Source organism: Amphibacillus sp. Q70 (assembly GCF_052055485.1).
Classification (GTDB): domain Bacteria; phylum Bacillota; class Bacilli; order Bacillales; family Amphibacillaceae; genus Amphibacillus.
In genome coordinates, this window is the sequence record NZ_CP197171.1 from 2,332,950 (window position 1) to 2,355,861 (window position 22,912).

The 22,912-nt window shown below is 38.1% G+C and carries 30 protein-coding genes and 1 pseudogene; 28 read left to right on the top strand and 3 right to left on the bottom strand.

What is annotated here, in order from left to right; translation table 11 throughout:
* Positions 1 to 14 precede the first annotated feature (14 nt).
* A pseudogene (locus ACS127_RS10295) lies at positions 15 to 823 on the top strand (DNA adenine methylase).
* 10 nt (positions 824 to 833) lie between these two features.
* On the top strand, positions 834 to 1,271 hold the full coding sequence (locus tag ACS127_RS10300) for a transcriptional regulator (RefSeq protein WP_440894955.1): 438 nt from the start codon (positions 834 to 836) through the stop codon (positions 1,269 to 1,271).
* A gap of 125 nt (positions 1,272 to 1,396) precedes the next feature.
* Here the strand turns inward: ACS127_RS10300 and ACS127_RS10305 are convergent, their stop codons facing one another.
* Together ACS127_RS10305 and ACS127_RS10310 are read right to left on the bottom strand one after the other, a co-directional pair.
* A complete protein-coding gene (locus ACS127_RS10305; protein ID WP_440894956.1) occupies positions 1,397 to 1,810 on the bottom strand; it encodes a type II toxin-antitoxin system HicB family antitoxin in 414 nt (137 codons plus the stop codon).
* Positions 1,811 to 1,834: 24 nt separating this feature from the next.
* Positions 1,835 to 2,020: a type II toxin-antitoxin system HicA family toxin gene (locus tag ACS127_RS10310; RefSeq protein ID WP_440894957.1), complete on the bottom strand. Its 186-nt coding sequence runs from the start codon at positions 2,018 to 2,020 to the stop codon at positions 1,835 to 1,837.
* A 147-nt stretch (positions 2,021 to 2,167) separates the two neighbouring features.
* On the opposite strand from ACS127_RS10310, the gene ACS127_RS10315 reads away from it, so the two are divergent.
* From ACS127_RS10315 to ACS127_RS10405, 19 genes are all read left to right on the top strand, one after another.
* Positions 2,168 to 2,386 carry a hypothetical protein gene (locus ACS127_RS10315; RefSeq protein WP_440894958.1) on the top strand — a complete coding sequence of 73 codons (219 nt, stop codon included), beginning with the start codon at positions 2,168 to 2,170 and terminating at the stop codon, positions 2,384 to 2,386.
* A 114-nt stretch (positions 2,387 to 2,500) separates the two neighbouring features.
* Complete coding sequence (locus tag ACS127_RS10320; RefSeq protein ID WP_440894959.1) at positions 2,501 to 2,740, top strand: hypothetical protein; 240 nt, start codon at positions 2,501 to 2,503, stop codon at positions 2,738 to 2,740.
* A 40-nt stretch (positions 2,741 to 2,780) separates the two neighbouring features.
* Entirely contained in the window at positions 2,781 to 3,332 is a 552-nt protein-coding gene (locus ACS127_RS10325) for a hypothetical protein (protein ID WP_440894960.1), read from the top strand.
* Between the two features lie 52 nt (positions 3,333 to 3,384).
* A complete protein-coding gene (locus ACS127_RS10330) occupies positions 3,385 to 3,621 on the top strand; it encodes a hypothetical protein (RefSeq protein ID WP_440894961.1) in 237 nt (78 codons plus the stop codon).
* A complete protein-coding gene (locus ACS127_RS10335) occupies positions 3,614 to 3,976 on the top strand; it encodes an HNH endonuclease (RefSeq protein WP_440894962.1) in 363 nt (120 codons plus the stop codon). The genes ACS127_RS10330 and ACS127_RS10335 overlap by 8 nt, the downstream gene beginning before the upstream one ends.
* A 129-nt stretch (positions 3,977 to 4,105) precedes the next feature.
* Positions 4,106 to 4,423, top strand: a complete 318-nt coding sequence (locus ACS127_RS10340; protein ID WP_440894963.1) for a phage terminase small subunit P27 family — start codon at positions 4,106 to 4,108, stop codon at positions 4,421 to 4,423.
* On the top strand, positions 4,395 to 6,185 hold the full coding sequence (locus tag ACS127_RS10345) for a terminase large subunit (protein ID WP_440894964.1): 1,791 nt from the start codon (positions 4,395 to 4,397) through the stop codon (positions 6,183 to 6,185). The genes ACS127_RS10340 and ACS127_RS10345 overlap by 29 nt, the downstream gene beginning before the upstream one ends.
* 17 nt (positions 6,186 to 6,202) lie before the next feature.
* Entirely contained in the window at positions 6,203 to 7,438 is a 1,236-nt protein-coding gene (locus tag ACS127_RS10350; RefSeq protein WP_440894965.1) for a phage portal protein, read from the top strand.
* On the top strand, positions 7,425 to 8,177 hold the full coding sequence (locus ACS127_RS10355; RefSeq protein WP_440894966.1) for a head maturation protease, ClpP-related: 753 nt from the start codon (positions 7,425 to 7,427) through the stop codon (positions 8,175 to 8,177). Before ACS127_RS10350 ends, ACS127_RS10355 begins: the two co-directional genes overlap by 14 nt.
* Positions 8,177 to 9,364 carry a phage major capsid protein gene (locus ACS127_RS10360; protein WP_440894967.1) on the top strand — a complete coding sequence of 396 codons (1,188 nt, stop codon included), beginning with the start codon at positions 8,177 to 8,179 and terminating at the stop codon, positions 9,362 to 9,364. The genes ACS127_RS10355 and ACS127_RS10360 overlap by 1 nt, the downstream gene beginning before the upstream one ends.
* On the top strand, positions 9,364 to 9,840 hold the full coding sequence (locus ACS127_RS10365; RefSeq protein ID WP_440894968.1) for a hypothetical protein: 477 nt from the start codon (positions 9,364 to 9,366) through the stop codon (positions 9,838 to 9,840). Before ACS127_RS10360 ends, ACS127_RS10365 begins: the two co-directional genes overlap by 1 nt.
* A gap of 29 nt (positions 9,841 to 9,869) precedes the next feature.
* Positions 9,870 to 10,169 carry a head-tail connector protein gene (locus tag ACS127_RS10370; RefSeq protein ID WP_440894969.1) on the top strand — a complete coding sequence of 100 codons (300 nt, stop codon included), beginning with the start codon at positions 9,870 to 9,872 and terminating at the stop codon, positions 10,167 to 10,169.
* Positions 10,166 to 10,495 carry a phage head closure protein gene (locus ACS127_RS10375; RefSeq protein WP_440894970.1) on the top strand — a complete coding sequence of 110 codons (330 nt, stop codon included), beginning with the start codon at positions 10,166 to 10,168 and terminating at the stop codon, positions 10,493 to 10,495. Before ACS127_RS10370 ends, ACS127_RS10375 begins: the two co-directional genes overlap by 4 nt.
* On the top strand, positions 10,495 to 10,860 hold the full coding sequence (locus ACS127_RS10380) for an HK97-gp10 family putative phage morphogenesis protein (protein WP_440894971.1): 366 nt from the start codon (positions 10,495 to 10,497) through the stop codon (positions 10,858 to 10,860). The genes ACS127_RS10375 and ACS127_RS10380 overlap by 1 nt, the downstream gene beginning before the upstream one ends.
* Positions 10,857 to 11,186, top strand: coding sequence for a hypothetical protein (locus ACS127_RS10385; RefSeq protein WP_440894972.1), 330 nt, complete (start codon positions 10,857 to 10,859; stop codon positions 11,184 to 11,186). The genes ACS127_RS10380 and ACS127_RS10385 overlap by 4 nt, the downstream gene beginning before the upstream one ends.
* A gap of 3 nt (positions 11,187 to 11,189) precedes the next feature.
* On the top strand, positions 11,190 to 11,780 hold the full coding sequence (locus ACS127_RS10390; RefSeq protein WP_440894973.1) for a major tail protein: 591 nt from the start codon (positions 11,190 to 11,192) through the stop codon (positions 11,778 to 11,780).
* The gene (gpG, locus tag ACS127_RS10395; protein ID WP_440894974.1) at positions 11,780 to 12,088 is read left to right on the top strand and encodes a phage tail assembly chaperone G; all 309 of its coding nucleotides are present in this window, start codon (positions 11,780 to 11,782) and stop codon (positions 12,086 to 12,088) included. The genes ACS127_RS10390 and gpG overlap by 1 nt, the downstream gene beginning before the upstream one ends.
* A 202-nt stretch (positions 12,089 to 12,290) precedes the next feature.
* Entirely contained in the window at positions 12,291 to 15,488 is a 3,198-nt protein-coding gene (locus ACS127_RS10400) for a phage tail tape measure protein (protein WP_440894975.1), read from the top strand.
* Position 15,489: 1 nt separating this feature from the next.
* Positions 15,490 to 16,338, top strand: coding sequence for a phage distal tail protein (locus tag ACS127_RS10405; RefSeq protein ID WP_440894976.1), 849 nt, complete (start codon positions 15,490 to 15,492; stop codon positions 16,336 to 16,338).
* A gap of 111 nt (positions 16,339 to 16,449) precedes the next feature.
* Here the strand turns inward: ACS127_RS10405 and ACS127_RS10410 are convergent, their stop codons facing one another.
* The gene (locus tag ACS127_RS10410; RefSeq protein ID WP_440894977.1) at positions 16,450 to 16,650 is read right to left on the bottom strand and encodes a hypothetical protein; all 201 of its coding nucleotides are present in this window, start codon (positions 16,648 to 16,650) and stop codon (positions 16,450 to 16,452) included.
* A gap of 80 nt (positions 16,651 to 16,730) precedes the next feature.
* Between ACS127_RS10410 and ACS127_RS10415 the strand changes: the two genes are divergently transcribed.
* From ACS127_RS10415 to ACS127_RS10445, 7 genes are all read left to right on the top strand, one after another.
* Positions 16,731 to 17,888, top strand: a complete 1,158-nt coding sequence (locus ACS127_RS10415) for a hypothetical protein (RefSeq protein ID WP_440894978.1) — start codon at positions 16,731 to 16,733, stop codon at positions 17,886 to 17,888.
* Positions 17,885 to 20,998 carry a Gp37-like protein gene (locus ACS127_RS10420; RefSeq protein ID WP_440894979.1) on the top strand — a complete coding sequence of 1,038 codons (3,114 nt, stop codon included), beginning with the start codon at positions 17,885 to 17,887 and terminating at the stop codon, positions 20,996 to 20,998. Before ACS127_RS10415 ends, ACS127_RS10420 begins: the two co-directional genes overlap by 4 nt.
* Complete coding sequence (locus ACS127_RS10425) at positions 20,995 to 21,177, top strand: hypothetical protein (RefSeq protein WP_440894980.1); 183 nt, start codon at positions 20,995 to 20,997, stop codon at positions 21,175 to 21,177. The genes ACS127_RS10420 and ACS127_RS10425 overlap by 4 nt, the downstream gene beginning before the upstream one ends.
* Complete coding sequence (locus ACS127_RS10430) at positions 21,177 to 21,314, top strand: hypothetical protein (RefSeq protein WP_440894981.1); 138 nt, start codon at positions 21,177 to 21,179, stop codon at positions 21,312 to 21,314. Before ACS127_RS10425 ends, ACS127_RS10430 begins: the two co-directional genes overlap by 1 nt.
* 95 nt (positions 21,315 to 21,409) lie before the next feature.
* Positions 21,410 to 21,640 (top strand): hemolysin XhlA family protein, encoded by a 231-nt coding sequence (locus ACS127_RS10435; RefSeq protein ID WP_440894982.1) that lies wholly within the window; start codon positions 21,410 to 21,412, stop codon positions 21,638 to 21,640.
* Complete coding sequence (locus tag ACS127_RS10440; RefSeq protein WP_440894983.1) at positions 21,641 to 21,910, top strand: phage holin family protein; 270 nt, start codon at positions 21,641 to 21,643, stop codon at positions 21,908 to 21,910.
* A 39-nt stretch (positions 21,911 to 21,949) separates the two neighbouring features.
* A complete protein-coding gene (locus ACS127_RS10445; protein ID WP_440894984.1) occupies positions 21,950 to 22,903 on the top strand; it encodes an N-acetylmuramoyl-L-alanine amidase in 954 nt (317 codons plus the stop codon).
* The last annotated feature ends 9 nt before the right edge of the window (positions 22,904 to 22,912 follow it).

The window sequence follows — 22,912 nt, forward strand, 5'->3', positions numbered from 1 at the left end:
GAGTAGGTGATTACATGTCTATACCAAGAATATTGCATTATCCAGGTAGTAAGTGGAGCATGGCGAGTTGGATAATTAATCACATGCCTGACCATAATACATACCTCGAACCTTACTTTGGATCGGGGGGGTATTTTTTAACAAAACCAAATCGACTGTAGAAACTATAAATGATTTAGATTCTAGTATTGTCAATCTCTTTAAGGTAATTAGAGACCATCCGCAAGAACTTGCTAAACAAATTAGATTTACTCCATTATCACGAGAAGAATATTACGAGTCTTATAGCTTTGAAAATGAAGCGGATGATATAGAGCATGCAAGAAAATTCTTAGTGCGTTGTTGGCAGGCTATTGGAGGAAAAACAAGTGATCGGACAGGATGGCGTAGTATTATACAATATAATGGACCAAAAACAGCAAGAGAATGGAGTAGACTGCCAGATAAAATATTAATGGTGACTGATCGATTAAAAGAAGCACAGATTGAAAATCAACCAGCTAATCAATTAATTGATCGTTATAAGCGTGATGATGTCCTTATTTATGCAGATCCACCGTACATTATTGAGACAAGGACTAATCGACATTACAAGCATGAAATGACTTTATATGATCATATTGCACTTGTGAAACAACTAGATGAACATCCAGGTCCTGTTCTTTTATCAGGTTATGATCACGAAGTATATAATGAGCACTTAAAATATTGGCATAAAGAAATAATGCGTGTAACTGCTGAGGCGGGTGCTAAGAGAGAAGAAGTACTTTGGATAAATCCTATAGCTGCTAAACAGGGCTATTTTCAAGAAAGCTTATTTTAGGGGGAATAGAATGGCTAATGCTATTAAACCAATGAAAATTACTTTTAAAAAAGCGGAGGCTGAATGGCGAAAATATCATCAAACCTTGAGAGATATTTCATCGCTAAGAGAAGAAATTATGAATCCTTTTGATAATGAACCTGATCAAAATTCGGGAGAAGGAAAAAACTCAGTTCGGCCAATTAGCGACCCAACCGCTACTGTTACAACTAGAATGCTCACAAATAAGCAATTGAATTATTTGATCGAAGTGGCAGAAGCTATTGAAGAGGTATATAATGCCTTACCCGATGACTATAAAAAGTTAGCTAGAATGAGATATTGGCGTAGAGGCAACGAATTGACGTGGGAGGGAATAGCTCATAGGTTGCACGTTAGTAAAAGACAAGCTATGAGATGGCGTGATGAGATAATACAAGCGACTCTAGAGGTTTTGGGTTGGATTTAAAAACATGTCACTTTCATGTCACTTTTGACCTCTAAAAACGTTTTATTATGGTAGTGTGTAAAAAATATATAAATATGATAAGAAGAAACCACCCAAAAACTATTCTTGAGTGGTTTCTTGTTCTTTTAATTAGGACTCTTAATATTAAGTTCTTCCTTCAATGCGAATTGGAGCAGATGGGAAAAGTTGATGTTTTCTTCCTCAGCAACATCGTTCAACCATTTAGGAATGGTCAATGTTTTCTTAACTGCTTTATTTTGCATAATATCTCTAACAAAGTCAGTACGCACTTCAATTAAAGACACAAAAGCATTTTCTGGTAAGATGACTTCACTCGGTGGTGTAGGGTTGGGAATGGTTTCGTTATCTTCTTCCATGCCATATAAAAAGCCACCTAGGACATCTCTTGCCATGAACAACGCTTCAGACATATTTGATCCTTCAGTGATACAACCAGGTAGATCTGGAAATGTTACCGTGTAACCTGGACTATTATCAGTTCCAGGATCAAAGATTGCTGGAAATAAATATTTAGCCATTGTATAACCTCCTTGGCAGGCGGACTAGTCAAGTCCTGCCTGCCTTAATATAGATTTTATTGTTCCGGGCTTAAGGTCTTTTCTAGGGTGAGGGACTGTTACTTTTCCCGGCTTAGTTGGGTGTTTGAATTGATGGTGACTACCTACAATTCTATGTAAAACCCAACCGTCTTTCTTAATTGTTTTTATGATCTCTCTTGAAGATTTCATTATTCCCTCCTTCTTTAATTATATTATAACACGTATAAAAGATACGTGTCAACGGTTTTTTTGAGCCGAACGAGGATTTTTTGCCATTGCATTAATTATCCAAGTCTAGGATAATGTAGCTATATATTACTCGGGGAGTTGGTTGATGTGAACAAAATAGCAAGAGCATTATATGTAGTGGGTTGGTTAGCTATTGCCGGGGGTCTATTTTTAGCAATTGAAGCATGGGGTTCGACTTTAGTAATTGATCCTACACCTTGGTTTGGAATTATATATCATATTGGATCAGGAGCAGTAGTTGGAGTGGTCATTTTTGGATTTGCTGAAATTATAAATTTGTTAGACAAAATATCAAAAAAAGAATAAAAATCATTTAAGACATCTCAAGTCGAGGTGTCTTTTTTAATACATAAAATTAAAGGATGTGAATAGACAATGAAAGAAAAGCCGAGCATGACAAGGAAGCCCGATAGACCAGTAATGGAGAAGGTAAAACAACAGCCACTGCTCACCATTGAATTACAAGACGAATCCTCTGTACCGACGGTCATTTATAAAGGTGAGGAAGTTAAATACAAGCGAAACATCCGGTTTGATTGGGAAACAGACACAGATCAACCTGGAGGGTTATCTTATACCATAGAACATGTAGAAACAGGGAATGAGGTACCGACCATCAACAAGATCGAACGTAGGGTGAAAGGTCATGCATTCGATTAAATATAAATACATCAAACTTAATTAAAAGGAGGAGATTATCATGGCAGACGATAAGTCGTGCGAAGTAATCGGCGGAAAAAGAATGTGTGGAAAAACATCGGAATTAATTAGGAGGGCGTTTAGGGATCAATTATATATCCTTTGCGCTAATCAAGAAATGGCAAAAATTATATCTAATCAAGCAAAAGAAATGGATTTGGAAATACCTCATCCAGTTACACCTGATGATTTGCCACTAAGAAGCCCTTACATCAATAGAATATTAGTTGATGAAGTTGAAATAGTATTACAAAAAATAACAGGCAAAAGAGTTTCTGTAATGAGTACTAGTTATGAATTAAGGGACATGCCTAGTCTAAATTGTTCCATTAAACAAAGCAAATCAGTAGGAAGTCTCCATATTGATATGGATTGTGCCGATGCGCTTAAAGGACTGAAAGCAGTACAACGTGAAGCGAAGAAAACTACTCAAGCATTAAAAGAGTTAGAGCAGGCATATCACAAAACTAAGCAAGGTTCGGATAAATGTAATGCTAGTTACCAAGAACTATTGGCAATATTGGCGAAGGGTAGAGATGAATTCCATGAATAAAATCTATTGCAATGATGGTTGCCAAAAAGAATTCACTCTAGACAATCTAACTATGAAGAAAGAAGAACTACCCAACAAATTAGAACGTCATTACATTGAATGCCCTAACTGTAAACAACAATACACATCTTATTTTATTAACGATGACATTAAAGCCTTACAAAAAGAGATAGAGACACTCAATAAAAAGGGTGTGCTTAAGGTTAAGCAGAAAAATAAACTGACTAAACTAAAACGGAAATTAATCTTTATGAATAATCAGCTGAAGATGAAGTTTGATCATGGATAAACTTATATTTAAATACTGGACTAAGAATACTAAGCTTACTAAAAAGATGGTAGATGATTTTTATAAAAGTGGTCCGTGGCGAAAATGCAGGGGTACTATCCTAGAAAGAGACGGGTACTTGTGCCAGATATGTATGCAGGTCGACGATCCCATTCCCGCTGATACTGTTCATCATATTATTCACCTAAAAGATGACCCCAGCAAGGCACTCGATGAGGACAACCTGATTAGTGTTTGCTTCACTTGTCACAATGACCTTCATCCGGAGAAAGGATTTGGAAAGAAGAAAGAAAAGAAAATTTCTAATAAAATAAAAGTTTTTGATGCTAATGAAAATCCTGAGGGGATCTGGTAGGTATCCCCCCCCTCCCAATTATTCTGGGTGTATTTAATACTCTAGAGCGTATCGACCCTTCGCTCACACCACGGAATAATTTTCATGAAGGGGGGGTAATGAAAAACCGCAAGAAAGGAGGTTATGTTAATGGCTGTCCCAACCGCTAAAATGTTAAGGGATTATTTGGGAGATAACTACAAGGAATCTGATGAAGAATTAATCACATTGTACGTTGAAACACATAGATTTTATCGGAAACTAAAAAGGGAAATCAGTAAGCAAGATTTGATGTATGAATATACTAATAAAGCAGGAGCGACAAATTTAACCAAAAACCCTCTTGTGGTTGAGTTAGCAAAAACAGTACAAACATTGAATAATCTGTTGAAATCGTTAGGACTTACACCTGCTCAACGAAAGAAAGTAGTGAATGGTGATGAAGACGACGACTTCGACAATTTCTAACAATATAAAAAAAGCAAAGCAAAGTTTTAGTTTCATTACCTGGAAAAAAGAGCAGATAAAAAAGAAACACATATTAGAACGATCATCAGATAAATTACTTACTACATTCTATGCCAAGCAAGTTGTTAAAGGCGAGATAAAGGCTAGCAAGAACAATATTCTTGCTGCAAAACGTCATTTAAAAGATTTGAAAAGGCAAGGAACAGATGAATTCCCTTGGGTGTTTGTCGAAGAAAAAGGACATCGTCCGTTACGATTTATAGAGAAATTTTGCAAACCATCAAAGGGTAATTTTGATAAATTAGTTGCTCAGCCTTGGCAACACTTTGTCGTCGGTTCGTTATATGGTTGGGTTCATAGGGATACGGGCATAAGACGCTTTCGCGAGGGTCTTATTTTTATTGGACGAAAAAACGGTAAATCCACATTAATTAGCGGTTTATCTCTCTATTCCTTCTCAAAAGATGGTGAAAACGGAGCGGATGTTTTTCTTTTAGCCAACACAAAACAGCAGGCAGGAATTATTTTTGACGAAGCTAAAGCGATGGTCAAAAAATCACCAAAGTTACAGAGACAATTCCGACCAACTAGAGATGCTATTTATTATGATAAAGCCATTGCAAAAATAGAGCCTAGAGCTTCAGATAGTGAGAAATTAGATGGTTTAAATACTCATTTAGGTATTTTTGATGAAATTCATGAATTTAAAGATTATAAATTAATCAATGTTATTAAAAAATCTCGCGGATCTCGTGAACAACCTTTGATTTTATATATAACTACAGCAGGCTATCAGTTAGATGGTCCGCTCGTCAAATATTATGATGATGGTGCGCAGGTTTTAGATGGTACTATCGTAGACGAAAGAACGTTTTATTATTTTGCTGAGTTGGATAATCAAGAAGAATTTGATCAACCAGAAAATTGGATTAAAGCCAATCCGAATATGGGTGTTTCTCTCGATTTAGATGTTTTAATGGACGATTGGGATAAAGATAAGCGCAATCCAGAGGAACGAGCAGACTTTATTACCAAGCAATTTAACATTTTTGCGAATGGTAGTAAAATTCCGTTTATTGACTTTGAAACATTAAAGAAAAACGATAAGCACTTAGATGTAAAATCTCTAATCGGTAATGTTGGCATAGCGGGTTATGATTTATCTGATTCGGAGGACTTTACCAGCGCTTGTATTGAATTTCCGCTAGTGAATGGGGAAGTTTTTGTTTTATCGCACTCATGGATTCCTTTAAAAAAGGTGCAAGAAAACAATGAAAAAATACCATACCGAGAATGGGAAAGGCTTGACTACTTAACCATTGTTGATGAGGAATATATTAATAAAGATATCGTTGAAAAGTGGATAGAGGAACAAGCATCAAAATATAATATCGAGCTTATCACATATGACCCAGCAAAAGCATTTAGGTTAAACAAATCATTAGAAGAAAAGGGTTATGTAACTGAGAGGGTAAGACAAGGTTTTGTGACGTTAGGTCCTGCTCTTGACGATTTAAAAGAAATGTTTCTCGATGGGAAAGTAATCTTTAATGAAAATCCGTTGTTGCATTGGTATATCAATAATGTAGAACTTGTGAAAGATCGAAATAACAACAGAATGCCAACTAAGGCGGGTAGGTACAGAAAAATTGATGGTTTTGCCGCACTTTTAAATGCCCACACAAAAGTAATGGAAAAATTAATTGTAACGCAGACTGATGGGAATATAAGCGTTGTTAGTATGGCTGATTTGATGAAGTGAAAGGAGGTGGTCACGATTTGAAAATTTATCAACGTGTTAAAAACTCTTTAACTGGAGCTATAAATGGTGCGTATATGGCTTGGAAAGGCAAAACATATGATTTTACCAATTGGGTAGGAAGAACTTTTTGGGGAATAGATAACTCAACCTTAGCTACAAACGAGACTATTTTTAGCGTTATAACAAGGTTATCAAATAGTATTGCAACTTTACCGCTAAAACTATATGAAAATTATAGTATAACGGCAAACGATGCATCAGACGTATTGCTTCACAATCCTAATCCAAATATGACCGGGTTTGAATTTATTCGTAATTTAGAAACCAATAGAAATGAAAAAGGAAACGGATATGCTCTAATTGAGCGTGATATTCGTTTACAGCCCTCAAGATTAACTCTTATTAATCCTGATTATGTAGATCTGGTTATTGAGAAGAATACTAGGGAATTGTGGTATGAAGTTTTAGGAGAAGATGGGAATCGTCATTATGTGCACAACATGGAAATGTTGCACGTCAAACATATTGTTAATGCATCCGGTATTAAAGGGATCAATCCTATTAAAGTGTTGAGTAACGCAACTGATTTTGATAAGGCTGTGCGAGAATTCAGCTTAAAAGAGATGATGAGTGCGCCAAACTCTTTTATATTGAAATATGGTGCTAATGTTGATCAAGAAAAAAGACAACGCATTATTGATGATTTTAAGCGTTTTTACAAAGAAAATGGCGGGATCTTATTCCAAGAGCCTGGAGTTGAAATTGATGAAATCGAAAGGAAATACGTTGCGGCAGATACGTTGGCTACAGAGCGCATTACTAAATCAAGGGTAGCAAACGTTTTTAATATGCCCGTCACGATGCTTAATGATAACGAGGGGCAGAGTTATTCAAGCAACGAACATTTTATGAGGGTTTATGTAGACCTAACATTAATGCCGATCGTGAGACAATACGAGCAAGAGTTTAATAAAAAGTTACTTACACCAGCTGATAGAAAGGCTGGTTTTTATTTTAAATTTAATGTAAAAGCTCTACTACGTGCTGATACTGCTGTGCAGGGTGAATATTATGCAAAAGGGATTAGAAATGGTTGGCTTACCCCTGATGAAGTGAGAATGAAAGAAGATGATCAGCCTCTTGGCGGCAATGCCTCTAAGTTGTGGGTTAGTGGTGATCTATATCCCATTGATGTGAATCCAGCTGATAGGAAAACTACTTCGAAAGGTGGTGAAAACAGTGAAGAAGGGTAACAAGAATAAGTTTTTTAACATGAAAATGTCTGCTGAAAATGATAAATCGGCGGATGTTTTTATTTATGGAGAAATTACTAAATATGCCTGGGAAGATGAAGGAGAGAAATCAGCAAAGTTATTCCAAGAGGAACTGAATGCTCTAGGTGATGTGGAAACAATTCATTTATATGTCAATTCTCCCGGAGGAAGTGTATTCGAGGGGATAGCCATTGGTAATCAACTTAAAAGGCACAAAGCCCGTGTTATTGCTCATGTGGATGCGTTAGCTGCCTCTATTGCTAGTGTCATTATTATGTCTGCTGATGAAATACGTATGCCTGAAAACTCCATGTTGATGATTCATAATCCTTGGACGTTTGCCATTGGCAATGCGATTGATTTAAGAAAGCAAGCTGATGATCTTGACCGCATTGGCGAATCTTCTGTATTAGATTACTTAAACAAAGCCGGCGAGAAATTAACCGAAGGCAAGCTCCGGGAAATGCTAGACGATGAAACTTGGCTGGGAGCAGAAGAAGCTTTTGAATATGGCTTGTGTGATGTGGTCGAAAATGCAAATGAGATGGTTGCTTCCATCGGAGATAAATACCTGTCACGCTATGAAAATGTGCCAGACGTATTGAAAAGTGATAGTCAACAAATCAATGCAGAAGAATTGCAAGAAAGACAAAGAATTGCCGATGAAGCAAAAGCTGGGTCGGATTATATAAAAACAATTTTAGGAGGAATTTTATAATGAATAAACAATTAAAACTTAAGTTACAATTTTTTGGGAACAGCACACTTTACGAATTAAAACAAAACATGGCTACAGTTGGTCAGCAATTACAGAAGATCGAAGGAGATCTTTCTCAAAAAGCTATTGACCCTTCTGCTTCTATGGATGACATTCAAAATCTGCAAAAATCAAAAGATGATTTAAAGGCGCGTTTTGATGTGATTAAAGAGCAGCATGACAAATTGGAAGCCGAGCAAAAACAACAGTTTGAGCAAAAAAAAGGATTAAATGCTGTTTCTGATCCACAAGAAAAAGTGATCCAAGCAAAAGCAAGTTTGATCAAAAATGTTATGGCAAATAAGCCAGTTTCTCAAGAAATTTATCAAGCGTTAGGCGATGACGATAACACAGGAGGTGGCAAGTTCCTTCCTAAGACAGTATCTAACGACATCATCACTGAACCAGTTGTTAGAAATCAATTGCGAGGCATTTCTGCTTTTACGCAGATCACGAATTTGGAAATTCCAAAAATTAGCTTCACTTTAGATGATGACGATTTTATTGCAGATAAAGAAACTGCCAAAGAATTGAAAGCTAAAGGGGATACTGTTTCATTTGGACGAAATAAATTCAAAGTTTTCTCCGGACTCTCTGAAACAGTATTACTTGGAACTGACGCGAATATCGTTGGTACTGTGGAATCTGCATTACAATCTGGTGTCGCTGCTAAAGAGAAGAAAGTTGCATTTGCGAAAACACCAAAATCAGGTGAAGAACACATGTCTTTTTATTCTGAAGAAGTAGGAATTAAAGAGGTTAACGGACAAGATATGTTTGAAGCTATCACGAAGTCTATTGACGATCTGCACGAAGACTATCGGGACAATGCAACAATCGTGATGAAAAAATCTGATTACACAACCATTATCAAAACTTTAGCTAACGGAAATGCTACTCTTTACGGCGCGCAACCAGAACAAGTTTTAGGTAAGCCCGTTGTATTCGTGGACGCAGCTACCGAACCGATTGTAGGGGATTTCTCTTACTCTCATTACAATTACGACATTGCCACTACACAATTCGAGCGTGACAAAGATGTCAAAACAGGCATTGAGCAATTCGTTGTTACGGCTTGGTTTGATCATCAAATCAAATTAGCTTCCGCGTTCCGTATCGCTAAAGTAACAGGAGGTGCACAAGGATAATGACAAACTTTAAAGCAGTAGTAACCCAAGATGTAGAACCTAACCGTCTGTTGTCTCTAACAGGTGGTAATGGTGTCCCTCAAATTTCTATTACTGAACCAGGTGGAAATCCTGATTTTAAGTCAACTGGTGAACTTGAAGCAGATACAGAGATCACGGTCACTTTAAAAAATGATCCTATTTGGTCTGTGGAAGCTGGCGAAGATTTATCAGCTGGCGCACATGTTGAAGTAGGAGAAGATGGTTTGATTATAGCCTCTGAATCCACTGGAATTGGCTATGTAGCTGAATCTGTAGAAACAGGCGGAATCGCTAAACTTGTTAGACAATCTGGTGGCGGATCTGGTGAACGCGGTCCGCAAGGTCCACAAGGACCACGAGGACAAAAAGGCGACAAAGGTGATCCAGGGGATAACCAATTTTCAGCTGATGAAGTAGAAGCATTGAAAGCATTAATTGACGGAGAGAGCGAATAATTCGCTCTCTTTTTATTTGAGGTGAGACTATGCCATTACCAACGATTGAAGAAGTAGCGCGATATTTAAGATTAGAGGATAATCTTGAGGAAGAAAAGGATGATATTGAACAGTTTATCGAGGCGGCAATTGAGGACCTTGAAGATTCCGGCGTAAAAGATCAATCATCCGCAAGGTACGGGATAGCTGTTAAATTAATGGTAGCTAACTATTACGAAGAACGCCGCCCCCAAGTGGTTGGTACAATAGCTACTAATTTGAACTACAGTTTAGAAAGAATAATCTTACAACTTAAAGCAAGAGAGTTACCAGGCGGTGATAACAAATGAATCCAGGCGAATTAGATCAACGATTAGTTTTTACTCAACCGTTAAAAAAAAATGAGAACGGTTTTCCTGTACCGGGATCAGATACTTACACAAAAGCTTGGGGATCACTTAAAACATTAAAAGGTAGGACTTTTTATGAAGCCGCATCAACGAATCGTGCACATAATCGAGAATTTACGATTCGCTATCAAAAGAAATTAGCAGATGGTGTTAGACCGAAACACGTAAAGGTGAAGTGGCGTGGCGCAGAACACGAAATTGAATCTATCGAAAATGACGATGGTCAAAATGTAACAATGACTGTCAGATGTAAGGCGGTGGAATGATGGATTTTGAATTTGAAGGAATCGACGATCTCATCAACCGTTTAGAAGAAACAGGTCGAAACGTTGATCAGACTAAAGAGGAAGCATTGTTGGAAGGTGCTAAAGTCATGCAAAAAGCAACCCAAGATAGTGCACGTGTATTAACAGGTAATTTAAAAGCTAATGTTGAAATCTCTGATATAGAAAACGGTGAAATTGAGGTTTTTGTTGACCAACAAGGAATAGCCTACTACGGTTATATACTTGAGGTGGGATCATCTAGAATGCGCGCTAAGCCTTTTATGGGACCTGCTTTTAATGCAAGTACAAATAAAATAGAACAGGCAATAGCAGATACGATACGCCAAAGGTTGATGTTTCAATGAGTGTTAATAAAAAAATATTTGATGCACTTGCACCTTTAAAAGTTGATGTGGAATGGCAGGATTATTCGGGAAGCGATGATACATACATTCGCTTCTTTTTTTTGCCGCAAGTCCCGTTTAGTTTAGATGATGAGGGAGGCTATGTTACTCATTATGTTCAGATTGATATTTTCTCGAAATGGGATTATACAGAGTTAGTAAAAAATACAAAGAAGTTGTTAAAGCAAGCAGGACTAAGAAAAAATTTTGAAGATGAAAACTATGAGAAAGATACAGGTTTTTATCACAAGATTTTAAGATATTACTTTATAACTGAGGAGGAATAAATAATGGCAACAATTGGATTACGAGATATTTATTATGCAATCATCACTAGTGATGACGAAGATGGTACAGAATATGAAACCCCTAAACGAATGGGGAAAGCAATGACAGCGAATGTCCAACCCGCATTTAATACAGGTGAATTACGAGCTGATGATGGTGTATCAGAAACTGCTGAATCAAGAGGCATTACAACTGTAGTCGTCAATACAGATGACTTACAACCGTCTGTACAGGCGGATGTCCTAGGTAAAAAAGTTAATGATGACGGGGTGTTAATTGATAGCGAAGACGATAGACCGCCTTATTTAGCATTAATGTTTAGAGCCGAAAAGGCAAATGGCAATTACCGTCATGTAGTTCTTTATAGAGGGAAATTTACACCACCAGAAAATAATTATGAAACAAAACAAGAAACACCTGCCTTCCAAACTCCGACGGTAAATGGACGGTTTTTACGCCGCATATCTGATAATAAAATTGGTGCGCAAGTTGACGAAGACGGAGAAGATGTTAGCTTAGACATTATTGATAATTGGTTTAAAAAAGTCTACGAAGAAGATGAATCTAATGGTAGTGGGGGTGTTGAAGGATAATGAAACTTACTTTAATGATTAAAGGTGAAGAAAAAATCTTCTCAACTCCGTTTGTATCAGGTATGCATTTTAGAAAATTGTTGGAATTTGATCAACGAATTGATTACTCGAACATGGGCACAGATGATTTTGATGAGTTAGTTGGTTTTGTTTGTCAAGTGTTTGGAGATCAATTTACACCAGATGAATTTTGGAATGGCATACCGTCTGGCGAAGTTGTTAACACGCTTTTAAGTGTGTTTTATTATGTGAGAACAGGCGAGGAACAGAAAGCTAAAAAAGAAGAGGGAAACGACGAGGGGAAGTAAAATCACCGGAAGAATTGTTCACTTCCCAAGTTGAAAATGCAAAAAAAACAGAAATTGAAATTAAGAAAATGTATAAAAATAGATTAAAAGATGGATGGACACTCGGACAAATAGACGAGATGGACATCCATTTTTATTTTAGTTTATATCGAGAAGAAAAAGTTTACATCGATGATTTGAAACTGATCTAAAGGAGGTAACTATGGCTACTGTTGGTGATTTAAAAACTAGAATATCCCTTGACTCTGCACAATTCGAACAATCGATGGCTGGTGTCAATAGACAACTAAAAGGATTGAAACAAGAACAAAAAGCTGTTACCTCCTCAGGAACAGGCTTTGCTAGAGGTGTAGACGAGCTTAGGAATAAATCTGATGTCTTAAACCGAACGCTTGAATTACAACAGGCTAAAGTAGCTGAATTAAGACGTCGCTATGAAGAAAGTCGGGAAGCGACTGGCGATAACTCGAAAGAGACTCAAAATGCTAATGCTGAGTATCAAAAAGCTGTAGCTGAAATGAACAAGACTGAAAATGCCTTAAAAGGGATTACTGCTGAAATTGAAAAGCAAACCAATCCATGGTTAAATTTAAGTAAAGGCATGGATGATGCGGGCAAGAAGATGCAGGATATCGGTAAGGGTATGACCGATTTTGGTAAGAAGTGGTCTATGCGTGTCACTGCTCCAATTGTTGGTTTAGGTGTTGCTGCTTTAAATGTCGGTATGGACTTTCAGCAAGGTATGTCTCAAGTTCAGGCTTTAACTGGCGAAACTGGCGCAGGAATGGAAGTGCTAGAAGAACAGGCTAAGGATTTAGGTGCAACAACCCGTTTTAGCGCTACAGAAGCAGCGGAAGGTATGGCTTTTCTTGGTATGGCTGGATTCGAAACGAATGAAATTTTAGAATCAATGCCAGGTCTACTAGATTTAGCTGCATCATCAAATATGGACCTAGGTCGAGCTGCAGACATTGCATCAAATATTATAAGTGGGTTTGGCTATGAAGCGAGTGAGGCTGGTCGAGTTGCTGACGTATTAGCCGCGGGAGCATCATCAGCTAATACGAACGTGGCACAACTTGGTGATTCGATGGCAACCGTGGCACCAGTAGCGAGTGCGCTAGGTTTAGATGTCGAGGGTTTAACTGCTGCAGTTGGTATGATGTCTGATGCTGGTATACAAGGGTCGCAAGCTGGAAGAATGTTGCGACAAGGTATATTAAGATTAGCAGACCCGACAGGTGCGGCTGCAGATCTTATTAAAGATTTAGGGATCAATGTATTTGACTCCGAAGGAAATATGAAAGAGCTACATGATGTAGTTGGCGAGTTAGAAAATGGTTTAGATGGCATGAGTTCGCAAGCTCAAACTGCCGCATTATCAACTTTATTTGGATCGCAGTCTGTAGCTGGTTGGACAGCTCTAATCGAGCGTGGATCAGGTGAATTAAAAGATTACACAGGCGAATTGCTAGATGCTGAAGGCGCCGCATCCGACATGGCAGCTACTATGCAGGATAACGCTAGAGGAAAGATTGTCGAGTTTCAATCGGCTTTAGAGGGTATAGGTATTGCTTTAGCCGAACACATGATACCAGCTGTCACAGATGCCGTTGAATGGGGAACTGATCTTGTTCGTAAGTTTGGCGAATTAGATGACGAGACTCAAAAACAAATTTTAACAATGGCTGGATTAGCGGCAGCTATCGGACCAGTTTCTTTGGTTGCGGGAAATTTAACAACCACAATTGGCGGAGCATTTAGAGGTATGTCTAAGTTAACAGAAGTTATAGGAACTCGCGCAACTAAAGGCACTCTCACAGGAGGCTTAACGGGTTTAGTTGGAACAGGCGGAACATTAGCTTTAGCCGGAGCTGGAATAGCAGGTATGGCTTGGGCTGGTTACGAACTTTATCAACACCTCAACACAGAATTAATCCCGGAAGTCGATTTGTTTAGTGATGAAGTATCTGATTCCACTCAACAAGCTGTACAAAGCTTTATGGACTTGAACGATGAAGCAACTGTCCAATTGCGTCAATTGTCGTGGGCTGGGCAAGAAGTTTCCGAGGAAATGTCTGAATCAATTGTATCTACATTTGATCAGATGGGAGATCAAATTGTAGAAGCTTTGGAAGAGCAAAAAGAAGAATCGTTAGAGGCTGTTCAAAGCCTTTTTGATGATGCATCAGAAATTACTCAAGAAGAACAAGAAAAAATTATTGAAGGTGTAGAAGAAGGGTTCGACAACCAAATTGAAACTATCGAGGAAGGTAATCGAAGGATAGAGGAAATATTAAACGAAGCTAGTGAGGAAAAAAGAAAGATTACCGCCGATGAAGAAGCTGAAATTAATCAAATTAGGGAAGAAATGCAAAGTGTAGCTATTGAAACTTTGACAGCAACCGAAGCAGAACAACAAATTATTTTAGAAAAAATGGCAGATCAAGCAGAAAGCATCTCTAAAAGGCAAGCTTCAGACGTTATAAAAAATTCTATTGAATTAAGAGACGGAGTTATTGAAGAGGCGGATAGGACATTTTACGATCAGAAACTTGCTTTTGAAAAAATGAGGGATGAAACTGGAACGATTACTGCTGATCAGGCGGATATGTTGATCGAGGAAGCAGAACGACAACGTGACGAAACAGTAGAGCAGGCTGAGGAAATGCATCAAGATGTCCTTGATAAAGCAGAAGAATATCATCCGGAAATATATGATGAAGTTAGCAAACATACAGGTGAAATTTTAACTAATTATGACCTTCTAAAAACAGATCTAGCTAAAAATGGACTAGAAATTTTTCGAGATTCTAAATCTCTTTGGGAAAGTATAGAGGCTATTTTTACTGGTGATCAAATAGAGTTTACTAAGCCTAGTATAACTGGATGGCTAGAATTAGAGAGTAATGCCAGAACTATTTGGGATAAAATTAGGGGTGTATTTCAACAGCCAATATCTATGCCTGCACCAAGTATGCGTGAAGTTAATCGACAACCCAAATCAGCCGATATAGCTAGATTTAATGCTGATGGTACCGACTTTCACCCCGGAGGCTTATCCTGGCTAGGTGAAGAAGGTGACGAATTAGTACGATTAGGTGATAAATGGTCAGTTGCCAGTTTCGGACTCTATGATTTAGAAAGAGGCGCTCAAGTATTCACTCATGACGAATCTAAGAATATTATAAGAGCCTTGAATAACATGCCTGCTTATGCGACGGGCGTTAGTCCATCCGGAGAATCTGATAGAGTAATTAACCAACTCGATAATATGACTAAAAATAGGGGTGACATAGTACAACACATTACTATTGTCAGCCCTGATCCAACGTCACCGTCTGAAAATGCAAGAAAAATCAAACAAGCAAGCCGTCAATTAGCTATGGGAGGGTGGTAGAATGCGCCGATTAACTTATGAGAACAATCGTGGGGAGTCTATAGTATTCTATCATTCCCCTTTTTTTATAGAGGCATTAACAGGTATTGGTGAAGTTGATGCAGATATTCAAAACCAACGTGCGCCTTACCGAGATGGAGATAATTATATTGATACTATCTTACAACCTAGATTTGTAACACTTGAGGGGGCTATTAATTCTTCAAATCTAAATGAGATTAAAAATTATCGTAAGCAGATTTTAAAAGTGTGTAATCCCAAGTTAGGATTAGGAAAACTCACGTTAGAGCTAGATGGTGACATCAAAGAAATTTATGGGGTACTAGATAGTGTTCCCGCTTTTCCTGAGCGAAGCAGTAACCCATATCAAAGATTTATGGTCGTGTGGAAATGCCCTAACCCATACTGGCGAGACCCTCAACAAGTCAGCCGATCTCTAAAAGCATATGAGGGTAAATTTACATTTCCGTTTACTTTCCCTGTCCGATTTGGGATTGAGGGAGACATTACAACGATCACAAATGACGGTGACACGTCCGCGCCAGTCATAATAACAATCCAAGGTCCGATCAGTAGACCAATGATCGAAAACCGAACTACAGGCGAATATATGCAGATAAATACAACAATTGGACCAGAAGAAGTTCTTTACATTGATACCAATCCACTTGCTAAACGGGTTGAGATCCATCGAACAAACCAAATCGTAAAGGCTATGGGCTATGTTGATTATAACAGCGATTTTTGGCAATTGGCAGTAGGAGATAACGAATTAAGATACAGAGCCGATGAAGGAATAGCTGAGGCTATTGCTGCTGTTAGTTGGCATTCGCAGTACGTCGGAATCTAAGGGAGGGATTAATGATGAACAAGAACATTAGAATCGGAACTAGTAAAGGGGTTTTTTATATAATGAATAAAAATATAAAGAAAAAGTAGGAGGGGGATCTCCTACTTTAAATTATAAAAATACGTACTCTAAGGATCTAACGTCATCTATGTTTCTCGTAATTTCTTGATACGAATCATAAAGTGTTACTGTTCCGTTTTTTCTTTTCGCATGTAATATTCCATTTAAAATCTCATCATGAGTTTGGTCCAAATCGTTTGGAAAGTGGAATATTTCACCGTCTTTCATGTTTACTCTAATCTCAATACTCATTATTTTCACCCCCTTTTAACATTCAACATTCGACAAAAGGGGGCAAAAGTCCTGTTATTTATTTAAAAGGAGTTGATCAAGTGGCAGAACTATCAAGGTTTTTTAACGATGTCGAAGGCGACGAAAGAAACTATCAAGCAAATGACTTCGCACAGTTTTTTACGAATTTTTTAGGTAATGGTTTTTTTAATGGATTAGGAGTCAGTGCAGAAAACACGACAAATACAATTATAGCCCCAGGGTCTGCCTTTATTGAAGGGCATGAATATACCAATACATCAAGTCTTACATTAGTACATGATTCGGCCGACTCTACGAATGATAGAATTGACAGAGTTGTGTTACGACTCAATCGGGATATTGACGTTAGGCGTATTAATGCCTTTATTAAAAAAGGTGAAAACGGTAGTGATCCTGAACCACCTGAATTAACAAGAAATGATTATGTATACGAATTATCTCTTGCTCAGGTAAAAATTGAGGCTGGAAAATCATATATTGACTCATCTCAAATTACAGACGAGCGAGGGGATATTGATTTATGTGGTAGAGTGAGTAACCCGGAAAAAATAACTGATCAGATCGGTCGTGTAGATATCAAACGTCCCGATCAAAGAGCAAGTGACTATATACGTGGTCATTCGGTATTTTATATCCATGGCGAGGATCATACAAATCTATTAAAAGAATGGCTAGATTCAGTTGGATTTAATCCGGGTGATGTGGGCAGAGAATTAACTAATATAAGGGTATATGTGGAGACAGTAGCTAGTCGTGCAGATACGGGAACTCAGACGGTAACTGTTTTTGACAGGTCACGTCAATATGATTTTCAAATATACGGAAGATTCCACCGGACATCCAATGCAGGTTTTATTACGGTAACGGATTGGGGGAAATGGCACGAGGAAGTTTTGATATATGAACAAGGTGAAAACGAAAATGGGGAATATATCCGTTATACAGACGGTACACAAAAATGTTGGGGCGTTCCTTTTGCTCTAACAACAACCCGACCTACAGGTCCTCTGTACAGGGATGTAGAAATATGGACTTTCCCTGTGCCATTTGTAAATACTAAGGGTTTGATTGTCACAGGTGATGTGAGATCATTCGATAGGTGGGTATCTATGACTTCGTTATCAAGAACAAGCGTTAATATAAATGCTGTAGGTACTTCTCATTCGGAAAGTGCGTGGGATGTCTACGTACAAGCCGAAGGAAGATGGAGACGATGAAGCCAATCAGAGTATATGATCAACAATTAAATATGCTCGCCGAGACGGATAACTATTCATCTTTGCAGTTTACGCCACGGTTTTATGAGGTTGGTGAGTTTGAACTGCATATCAACCAATATGTTGAGGGCGCAGAATACTTTGTTAAAGGTAATCTCATTGTATTAGATAAACGTGATGATAAGGCAATGATTATTCGGCACAGAGAAGTGGCTCTTGATCAAAACGGGAAAGCAAGTGAGAATTGGCGTGTGACGGGCGTTGCTCTAAAAGGTGTATTAGACCAACGTGTGACGATTCCGCCAGATGGGCAAAGCCATGATCGGATAAGAGATAATGCCGAAACTGTAATGAAACATTACGTTAATAATCACTTTGTTAATCCTGTTGACCCGACCAGAAAGATAGATTTTATTGAAATAGCCGAAGATCAAGAACGTGGACCAAAAATAGATTGGGAATCCCGGTTTAAAAATGTTTCTGATGAGCTTACTACAATAAGCAAGCAGGCTAATATAGGCTGGATAATGTATGCTGACATGGGACGTGGCAAATGGATATTTGACGTTGTGGAACCCAGGGACGTTACCCAGAATAATGAGGCGGGTTTGCAGCCTGTTTTTTTTAGTCCCGATTTTTCCACCATTAAGACTCAGCAGTTTGTTGACAATGACAATAATTTTAAAAATGTTGGATTTGTGGGTGGACAAGGTGAAGGCGTTGAAAGAAAGATAGTTAAAATCGGTGAAGCAGAGGGAACCGATCTGCATGAGGTATTTATTGATGCCCGGGATGTTTCTGAGACAGACGAGGAAACAGAGGAAGAATTAACTGATGAAGAATATGAACAGCTGCTAATCGAGCGTGGCAAACGTAAAATGCGAGAATTTGAGACAACCTTTTATCTAGAGGCTCAAATATTAACGCCTAGCATTAATCGTTCGAATGATTTTGCCATATCGACTCCATTTGAATACGAGAAAGATTTTAAATTAGGTGACTTGGTGCAAGTATTTAATAAAAAATGGAATATCACCATGAATGCACCAATAACCGAATTTACCGAAATACACGAATCTAGCGGGTTTATCTTGGAAGCTTTTTTTGGAGAAGCGCAACCTACTCTTATCACTAAGATCAGGGATAAATTTAATGAGCTAGAAGGCATTGAAAAGCAAGAATTGCCTGCTCGATTATCTGTAGAGCGCATGAGAGAAGCGATTGAGTTTGCTGAAAATGGATTATCGGAAGAAGAAAAAAAACGCCTTGAACAAGCTCTAGAAATCTTAGAGGAGTCGAAAGAATATACAGATGAAGAATCCTATCAAGTTGAGCGCGGAGCGAAGGAATACGCTGATCAACAGGATGCTTTTTATGATGAAGAATCCAAAAAAGATGCTACTGAAAAATCAAATAAAGCTAGAGAAGACGCTCAAAAACATGCTGAGGACCAGGACAAAATCGTAAAGGATGAAGCAGAACAAGATGCTGCAGAGAAGTCAGACCGAGCAAGAGAAGATGCAAAGGACCATGCCAATCAGCAGGATGATATTGTCCGTGACGATGCCGCAAAAGATGCAACCGATAAGGCTAATAATGCAGAGGATAATGCCAAAGGTCATGCGGATGATCGAGTTGATGAGGCTGAGCGGAATGCCAAGGATTACACAGATAAAAATGCTGTGGATTGGGAAGCTTATGATACAAAAATGCTTGAAATTGCCGATCGGTTTGACGACACTTTTGAATATGTAGATGGTCAACTCGTGGATAAGGTTAATTTCGATGATGTTTATGTAATAGAAGATATAGATGATATGTTTGAAAATGTTGTCTCCACTACAAAGTACGAAACTGATATAGACGGCATTGTAAAAGATCTGGAAAGTCAAGGTACTACAATATCTCAAAACACAGAAAAGATTAACGCTCAAGCAAGTAGAGTAGAAATTATAGAAGAAACTGTAAGTGACAATGAAGCTGAATTTGAGATTGTTTACGATGAAATCAGGGGTAAAGTAAGTGCTGAATACGTAAATGATGAAGTCGGAGAAGTATACAAATACGCAGAAACAGAATTTAATCAAATAGCTAATCAAATATCAACAAAAGTGGAAGAAGACGATGTAAAATCTATCTTTTTACAAGAAGCAGACTCATTTACTTTTGATGCCAATCAAATCAATTTCGATGGTCATGTTTTTGGAGAGGATGCTACATTTACTGGTGTAGTATCTATTATAGATGAGGAATATTCATCTATAATAGATTATGCAGGAATATCTAATAAGGGTCCTTACAACGAAGTAAGAATACAAGCTGGCGGATTATACGTTGAAAGTCTAATAGATGACAGGGAAATCAGTGTGCTTAGCGGTGCGATAATTTTTGACAGAGGTAGCGGACTAACATACTTATCGCAAAATCTAGATGGAACTGGCTTATCGATAGATGGATCATTAACTATAGGAGACGGAATGACAGGCGGGCGCGCCGGGGGCATTCACCTTCCTGGTGACAATTCAATATTTTCAGGTATAACAAACCAAAATTTATTATTTGATGTCAATAAAAACGGAAGTCCTGAACCGCTTAAAGTGAGAACGCATGACAATCTTTCGAATTACGAAGATGTTTTGTGGATAGCCAGTGACGGGACTTTATATAGTAATCCGACATATGCAAATACCACATCAGGATCAACAAATGTTCGGATTGGTCTCAGGGACAGCGACGGAAATAGTCGATTTTTGAGAGCCACCTCAGCAAGGAAATATAAAATAGACATTCGTCGGGCAACCGATATAGACCCATACAAACTACTCAACCTTAAGCCCAGTTCGTGGATTGATAAAACCGAATATCAAGAAAATGGCGAATCAACAGATGGTTTAACGAGGTATTATGGAATTATTGCAGATGAGATGGAAGAAATAGGGCTCCCTGAATATGTTGAGTATGCAGATGGAGAAGTAGAGAATATTGTAGAGCGTGCTTGGACTTTATTGCTCCCCATTATTAAAAAAATAGTCGAAGATTTAGAAGAACAAAATATTGATGTTCAATTGCTTAAAAATGAATTTAAGATCATAAAGGAGCTGGTATCATGAAGCAAGATGTAAATAAGATTCTTGATATTGTTAGCACAGAATGGGCAGGAACGCAAGCGCAAGCGAATAAAAAAGTCGCTGTTTTAACCGAACAGGTCGAACGATTACAAAGTGAAATAAGTCGGCTTAATCAAGAAGTAGATGAACTAAAAGGCGAATCATCTAAGGAGGAACAGTAATGATGGTAGACTACGAATTTAGAGAGACAAGCTCACGGAATGTAACCGAAGATGGAGAACAAATGCGTCAAGTCAATTTCAGAGGAACAGATCAAACAAGTATTCCTAATGACGAATTAAATGTTGGTGGAAGGTAAGCTACCGGAAGTAATCAGAGATAAGGTGATTGAACGATTGACACCAGAACAAGCCGAATAGGCTTATTTTTTATGTCGCAAGTAGGAGGTAGGTTATGGACCAAAATGAAATTTTAGCAGATATCAGGGAGCGTGTCGTAAGGGTGGAAACAAAGATCAATACCATGCATGACACCGATAAGATAGCCAACGCAGCCTTAACAAGCTCCAAGTCAGCGCACAAGAGGATTGACAAGATAGATAAAACAATATTTTGGCTGGCGACAACTTTAATAGGTGCTGTAATTACAGGGATTGTAGCAATAGTTTTTCAGGGGGTGAATTAGATGCAAGAAATCTTAAAAGAATTTTTAGTCGAAGAAGCGCTGATTGTCATTCCAGCGCTTTTAATTTTGGGAGCGATAATTAAGGCTACACCAAGAGTGAGAGACTGGACAATCCCTTATATCTTATTAGCGCTAGGTGTTGCTTTTACTGTATCGCTCACTGGATTTAACGTTGATTCGATTATCCAAGGCGTTTTAGTGTCAGGCGCTGCAGTATTTGGCAATCAGCTTTATAAACAGGCAAAGGACAAAGATAAGGATATCGCTTAGGCGGTGTCCTTTTTAAATTTTAAAGGAGAGTGTTTACTGATGAGTAAATTAATCATTGATCCAGGTCATGGGGGAACAGATCCAGGTACAAGTGGATTTGGAGTGCAGGAAAAAGAATGGACTTTAAAAATTAGTCTTTATCAGTACGAACGATTGAAAGAGTTGGGTGCAGATGTAGCTATCACTAGAACGACTGATAAAACGCTAGATAGTGGTCCACGTACAAATTTAATCAAAGATAAGTATGATTATTGTATAAGCAACCACTTTAACGGTTTTAACGGAGAGGCTCGAGGGGTTGAAACAATCCACTCTATTCATGCCAATACAGCTAATGCGACTAGGTTAGCTAATGCTATTGTCAAAGTAAGTGGACTGCCTTTACGTCGAGTATTTAGCAAAGAAGGCAATAGAGGAGACCATTACTTTATGCATCGTCTGACTGGTTCAACTCAGACAACCATCATTGAGTATGGTTTTATGGACAATAAAGAGGATCACGACTTTTATAAAAATGATGATAACTTTTATAAAGTTGCTGAAGCGGTTGTCAAGGAATTATGCGCTATTTTGGGTGTTGAATATGTTGAGAAAGGCAAAAGTAAGACTAAGCCGAAACCTACACCAAGTAAACCGTCTAACTCTAATAAACCTTACACAGGCAACAGCATTGTCGATTATCTAATCTCAATCGATCAGAGTCCAACCTTTTTAAATCGTCAAAAACTAGCTGATCAACATGGGATTAGTAATTATCGTGGCACAGCTGATCAAAATTTAGCTTTGCTTAAAAAATTACGTAGTGGTTCTAAGCCTAAAAAACCAGCGATTAAAGGTGATCAAAAGACAAATAGTGTGGTTGACTATTTAAAGTCGATCAAGGTTGACAGTAGCTATAATAACCGTAAAAAACTAGCACAAGCTAATGGCATAAGTAACTACAAAGGTACTGCTAGTCAAAACACCCAGCTACTTAAAAAGTTGAGAGGATAATAAAAACAA

Bases quoted from the DNA above. Each gene is read 5' to 3' on its own strand.
- ACS127_RS10300 (WP_440894955.1), top strand. From the start codon at position 834: ATGGCTAATGCTATTAAACCAATGAAAATTACTTTTAAAAAAGCGGAG.
- ACS127_RS10305 (WP_440894956.1), bottom strand. From the start codon at position 1,810: ATGGCTAAATATTTATTTCCAGCAATCTTTGATCCTGGAACTGATAAT.
- ACS127_RS10310 (WP_440894957.1), bottom strand. From the start codon at position 2,020: ATGAAATCTTCAAGAGAGATCATAAAAACAATTAAGAAAGACGGTTGG.
- ACS127_RS10320 (WP_440894959.1), top strand. From the start codon at position 2,501: ATGGAGAAGGTAAAACAACAGCCACTGCTCACCATTGAATTACAAGAC.
- ACS127_RS10325 (WP_440894960.1), top strand. From the start codon at position 2,781: ATGGCAGACGATAAGTCGTGCGAAGTAATCGGCGGAAAAAGAATGTGT.
- ACS127_RS10330 (WP_440894961.1), top strand. From the start codon at position 3,385: ATGAAGAAAGAAGAACTACCCAACAAATTAGAACGTCATTACATTGAA.
- ACS127_RS10335 (WP_440894962.1), top strand. From the start codon at position 3,614: ATGGATAAACTTATATTTAAATACTGGACTAAGAATACTAAGCTTACT.
- ACS127_RS10340 (WP_440894963.1), top strand. From the start codon at position 4,106: ATGGCTGTCCCAACCGCTAAAATGTTAAGGGATTATTTGGGAGATAAC.
- ACS127_RS10345 (WP_440894964.1), top strand. From the start codon at position 4,395: ATGAAGACGACGACTTCGACAATTTCTAACAATATAAAAAAAGCAAAG.
- ACS127_RS10360 (WP_440894967.1), top strand. From the start codon at position 8,177: ATGAATAAACAATTAAAACTTAAGTTACAATTTTTTGGGAACAGCACA.
- ACS127_RS10365 (WP_440894968.1), top strand. From the start codon at position 9,364: ATGACAAACTTTAAAGCAGTAGTAACCCAAGATGTAGAACCTAACCGT.
- ACS127_RS10370 (WP_440894969.1), top strand. From the start codon at position 9,870: ATGCCATTACCAACGATTGAAGAAGTAGCGCGATATTTAAGATTAGAG.
- ACS127_RS10375 (WP_440894970.1), top strand. From the start codon at position 10,166: ATGAATCCAGGCGAATTAGATCAACGATTAGTTTTTACTCAACCGTTA.
- ACS127_RS10380 (WP_440894971.1), top strand. From the start codon at position 10,495: ATGGATTTTGAATTTGAAGGAATCGACGATCTCATCAACCGTTTAGAA.
- ACS127_RS10385 (WP_440894972.1), top strand. From the start codon at position 10,857: ATGAGTGTTAATAAAAAAATATTTGATGCACTTGCACCTTTAAAAGTT.
- ACS127_RS10390 (WP_440894973.1), top strand. From the start codon at position 11,190: ATGGCAACAATTGGATTACGAGATATTTATTATGCAATCATCACTAGT.
- gpG (WP_440894974.1), top strand. From the start codon at position 11,780: ATGAAACTTACTTTAATGATTAAAGGTGAAGAAAAAATCTTCTCAACT.
- ACS127_RS10400 (WP_440894975.1), top strand. From the start codon at position 12,291: ATGGCTACTGTTGGTGATTTAAAAACTAGAATATCCCTTGACTCTGCA.
- ACS127_RS10405 (WP_440894976.1), top strand. From the start codon at position 15,490: ATGCGCCGATTAACTTATGAGAACAATCGTGGGGAGTCTATAGTATTC.
- ACS127_RS10410 (WP_440894977.1), bottom strand. From the start codon at position 16,650: ATGAGTATTGAGATTAGAGTAAACATGAAAGACGGTGAAATATTCCAC.
- ACS127_RS10420 (WP_440894979.1), top strand. From the start codon at position 17,885: ATGAAGCCAATCAGAGTATATGATCAACAATTAAATATGCTCGCCGAG.
- ACS127_RS10425 (WP_440894980.1), top strand. From the start codon at position 20,995: ATGAAGCAAGATGTAAATAAGATTCTTGATATTGTTAGCACAGAATGG.
- ACS127_RS10430 (WP_440894981.1), top strand. From the start codon at position 21,177: ATGATGGTAGACTACGAATTTAGAGAGACAAGCTCACGGAATGTAACC.
- ACS127_RS10435 (WP_440894982.1), top strand. From the start codon at position 21,410: ATGGACCAAAATGAAATTTTAGCAGATATCAGGGAGCGTGTCGTAAGG.
- ACS127_RS10440 (WP_440894983.1), top strand. From the start codon at position 21,641: ATGCAAGAAATCTTAAAAGAATTTTTAGTCGAAGAAGCGCTGATTGTC.
- ACS127_RS10445 (WP_440894984.1), top strand. From the start codon at position 21,950: ATGAGTAAATTAATCATTGATCCAGGTCATGGGGGAACAGATCCAGGT.